Source organism: Kutzneria sp. 744 (genome assembly GCF_000568255.1).
In the GTDB taxonomy this organism is placed as follows: domain Bacteria; phylum Actinomycetota; class Actinomycetes; order Mycobacteriales; family Pseudonocardiaceae; genus Kutzneria.
In genome coordinates this window covers 560875-564433 of sequence record NZ_KK037166.1, presented here as the reverse complement: position 1 = coordinate 564433, position 3559 = coordinate 560875, and the positions used below count along the sequence as shown (strand labels likewise).

4 protein-coding genes are annotated in these 3559 nt (G+C 72.7%); 1 reads left to right on the top strand and 3 read right to left on the bottom strand.

All coding sequences use genetic code 11. The annotated features are described in order from the left end of the window. Positions 1–218 (bottom strand): thiamine pyrophosphate-binding protein (locus KUTG_RS02505; protein WP_043714597.1); only part of this gene is annotated, 218 nt, incomplete at its 3' end. Further along, positions 215–1612, bottom strand: coding sequence for an FAD-binding oxidoreductase (locus KUTG_RS02500; protein WP_043728035.1), 1398 nt, complete (start codon positions 1610–1612; stop codon positions 215–217). The genes KUTG_RS02500 and KUTG_RS02505, both read right to left, overlap by 4 nt. A 991-nt stretch (positions 1613–2603) precedes the next feature. Between KUTG_RS02500 and KUTG_RS02495 the strand changes: the two genes are divergently transcribed. Further along, the gene (locus tag KUTG_RS02495) at positions 2604–2774 is read left to right on the top strand and encodes a hypothetical protein (RefSeq protein ID WP_157494260.1); all 171 of its coding nucleotides are present in this window, start codon (positions 2604–2606) and stop codon (positions 2772–2774) included. A 26-nt stretch (positions 2775–2800) separates the two neighbouring features. On the opposite strand, the gene KUTG_RS02490 is transcribed toward KUTG_RS02495, so the two are convergent. Further along, a partial coding sequence (locus KUTG_RS02490) for a bifunctional aminoglycoside phosphotransferase/ATP-binding protein (RefSeq protein WP_043714593.1) occupies positions 2801–3559 on the bottom strand: 759 nt, incomplete at its 5' end.

The window sequence follows — 3559 nt, the reverse complement described above, 5'->3', positions numbered from 1 at the left end:
CCCCAGGTGCAACACGCGGCGGCCGGTCGGCCGGTCATCCGGCCGTAGCCGTCGGCCGCGCCGGTCACCACGCCCTCGAACAGCCCGAGCACGCCGCGCATGCCGTGCACCTCGTCCAGCCCGGCGACGAACTGCATCTCGGACGTGCCCGGGTTGGCGAAGCACACCTCCACACCGGACGCCACCAGCGTCCGCAACACCGTCTCGGCGCCGTTCATCGCAGTGCCGCCTCCGCCGGGTCGAACAACACGCCGGGATTGAGGATGCCAGCCGGGTCGAAGGCCCGCTTGACGCGGCGCATCAGCTCCGTTCGCAGCGGGTCCTCCAGCGCGTCGAAGTAGACACGCTTGTCCGTGCCGATGCCGTGCTCGCCGGAGATGCTGCCGCCGGCCGCCATGCCGGCGCGCAGCACGGACGTCATGAGCCGCTGCCGGATCTCCGGATCCTGCTGGAAGACGGACAGGTGCACGTTGCCGTCGCCGGCGTGCCCGCAGCCGACGACGTACGAGCCGCTGCCGGTGGCGAGCCGCTGCACCTCGGCCAGGAAGTCCGGCATCGCCGCCCGCGGCACCACGGTGTCGACCAGCTCGTTCGCGCCGGCCGCCCTGGACGTGTGCAGAGCCCGTTCCCGCGCCTGGAGGAGCCGCTGCCCGGTTGCCCGGTCGAGCGGGAAGACATCGGACGCGCCTTGCGCGGCCAGGAACTCCGCCACCTCGATGACGTCCTCGTCGAGGCGCGCGGCGGTGCGGGACTCCAGTTCGACGATGAGGTAGGCCTGCGCCGACTCGTGCACCGCCGAGACCAGCCCTTCGGTGTGGGCGATGGCGGCCATGGTCAACGCGTCGACGTACTCCAGCACCACCGGGTCTACCCCGGTCGCCAGCAGGCGCGGCACCGCCAGCGCCAGCGCCTGCGCGTCGGCGAACGGCGCCAGGATGGTGGCCCGGTGGCCGAGTCGGGGCCGCAGCCGCAGGATCAGCTGCGTCACCAGCGCCAGCGTGCCCTCCGACCCGGCGATCAGCTGGGTGAGGTCGTAACCGGTGCTGTTCTTGACGAACCGGCCGCCGGCGCGGATCACCTCGCCGGACGCCAGCACGGCCTCGATCCCGAGCACGTTGTGCCGGGTCACGCCGTACTTGACCGCCTGCATGCCGCCCGCGTTGGTCGCGAGCGTGCCGCCGACCGTGGCCCCCATCTCGCCCGGGTGCACCGGATACAGCAGGCCGACCGCCGCCGTCGCGGCGTCCAGCTCGGCCAAGGTGACCCCGGGCTGCACCACCGCCACCTGGTTCGCCTCGTCGATCTCCAGCACGACGTTCATCCGCTCGAACGACACCAGCAGTCCGCCCACCCGCGCGATCGCCGCGCCGGCCAGGCTCGTCCCGGAACCCCTTGCGGTCACGGGAATTTGCTCCCGGCTGGCGATTCGCAGCACCGCGGACACCTCGGCCGTGCAGCCGGGACGCACCACGAAGGCCGGCGTCCGCGGCACACACGTCAGCGATTCGTCACGGGCGTAGTCGGGTGAAGCGTCCGAACCCGTGATCACGTTGGCCTGCCCGACGGCCTCGGCGAGCGAGGCCCGGACGTCCGACCGGTGCGCGGGCCTCATGGCTCGATGCAGACCGGGATCGAGTCGGTGTGGCCGGTCGGCCGTTCGGTGCGGCCCGCCGGATCGAGGATCTTCACCCAGCCGACGGACGGGAACTCGCTTGAGCGTGGCCATGATCTCGCCGGCGACGGTGTAGGTGGAGCCGTGGCTGTCGCAGCCGCCGACCAGCCGCACGGTCGCGACCCGGTCGGTGATCGACAGGTGGTCGAAGCCGGTCGCGTCGGAGCTGACGAAGCGCAGCCCGGCGGCGGACTCGGCCTCGGTCGGCCCGGCGAACAGCCGTTGCAGCGCGCCGCCGGCCGTGGTCGGCGGGATCACCGGTCGGGTGACCGGGAACAGGTACGGCGGGCGGGACACGTCGTAGAAGTAGTCCCGGACGTCCACCGTGGCGAAGTCGTCGGCGATGTCGAGCACCACTCGGCTCGGCGCGGTCAGGGTGAACAGCCGCACCGAATCCGTGGCCCGTGCGATGCCGATGCCGAAGGCCAGCACGCCCTCGAAGTCACCGGCCTGCACGACCTGGATCACCTGCGGCAGGGCGTAGGTGCGCCGGGTCGGGCCGTAGGTGCCGTTGCCGTTGTCGTCGTGCCCGGCGGCCGGGCTCATCCGGACGCGGAGGAAGGCGTTGCCGGCGACGGGGATCGGCAGGCCGGACGGGTCGCCGATGACGGTCGGCACCCGGGCGACGCTGTTGTCGGCGGGCAGTAGTCCGGAGAACTCGAAGACCACCCGGTCGTAGCCGGGGTGGTGGGCCGTGCGGATCGCCACCAGGGTGGGGGTCGGCGCGGCCGCGGCCGCGGGAGCCGCGCCGGCGAGGACGAGGACGGCCCCGAGCGCTGCGGCCGTCAAGCTGGACAAGTCTCATGCCGACCACGCTAGGGCGGCCGCCGGTGCCGACGAAGGGCCGCAAGGACATGGGGGACAAGGGCTTTCGGCACCTGCGGGAGGGCTTCGGCGGGCGGGACGATCGAGTGGGAAGGAGGTGGACGACGTGACGGATGTCGAGTCCGGGCAGGCCGCGGCGGAGGCGCGCAAGGAGCTGAAGGCCGATCCGACGGCCAAGACCACGCACGGCGATCCGCTGGCCCGTTACCTCGGGGCGGTGGCGTACCGGGAAACCCACGACAAGAAGGACACGAAGGCGGACGAGAAGGCGAAGTGACCTCCGGAGACAGCTCGCCGGCCCGCTCAGCGGGCCGGCGAGTCCGTGTCCACGACGTCCGCCTCCGGCCAGGGATCGAACGCTTCGGCCATCGCCGCCGCGATCTCCGGCGTCGCATCGGACAGGTGCGGGCCGCCGGCGCGGGTCCTGATCCGCGCGTCCGCGACCACCCCCGGCGCCCGGCAGACGAGTTCGACCAGCCGGCTGGACGTGCCGGCCGCCACCACCCGGGCCATTTCCCGGTGCGCGGCCACGCGCCAGCTGGCGTCGAGCACGACGGTCTCGCCGCGGCCGAGGAGAAGTTCGGCCCGCCGCAGCATCTCCCGATATGTGTGCTCGGTGCTCGCGACGTCGTAGATGCCCTGCTGCCATCCGGCTTCGGCCGACTGCTCGGGGTCGATGCCGGCCAGCTCCTTGCGAACGCGGTCGGACTGCACGAGCACGCCGCCGGCCTCGTCGGCCAGCCGACCGGCCACTGTGGACTTACCGGTGCCCGGGCGACCGCCGACGAGCATCAGCCTCGGCTCGGCCAGTCGCAGGTGCCGCAGCGCGAGCCCGGCCAGTTGTCGTGCCAGCACGTCCTGCCCGGCGACGCCTTGGGCGTGCCGCAGGCAGGCGACCTTGGACCGCACCACGGCTCGGTAGGCGATGTAGTGGTGCTCCAGCGCGACGGACCGCTCCGCGCCCGAGAACTCCGCGTAGCAGTCCAGGAACCACGCGCCCAGGTCCGGCCGGCCGAGCCGCTCCAGGTCCATCGCGAGGAACGCGGTGTCGTCCAGCGCGTC

Bases quoted from the DNA above. Each gene is read 5' to 3' on its own strand.
- KUTG_RS02500 (WP_043728035.1), bottom strand. From the start codon at position 1,612: ATGAGGCCCGCGCACCGGTCGGACGTCCGGGCCTCGCTCGCCGAGGCC.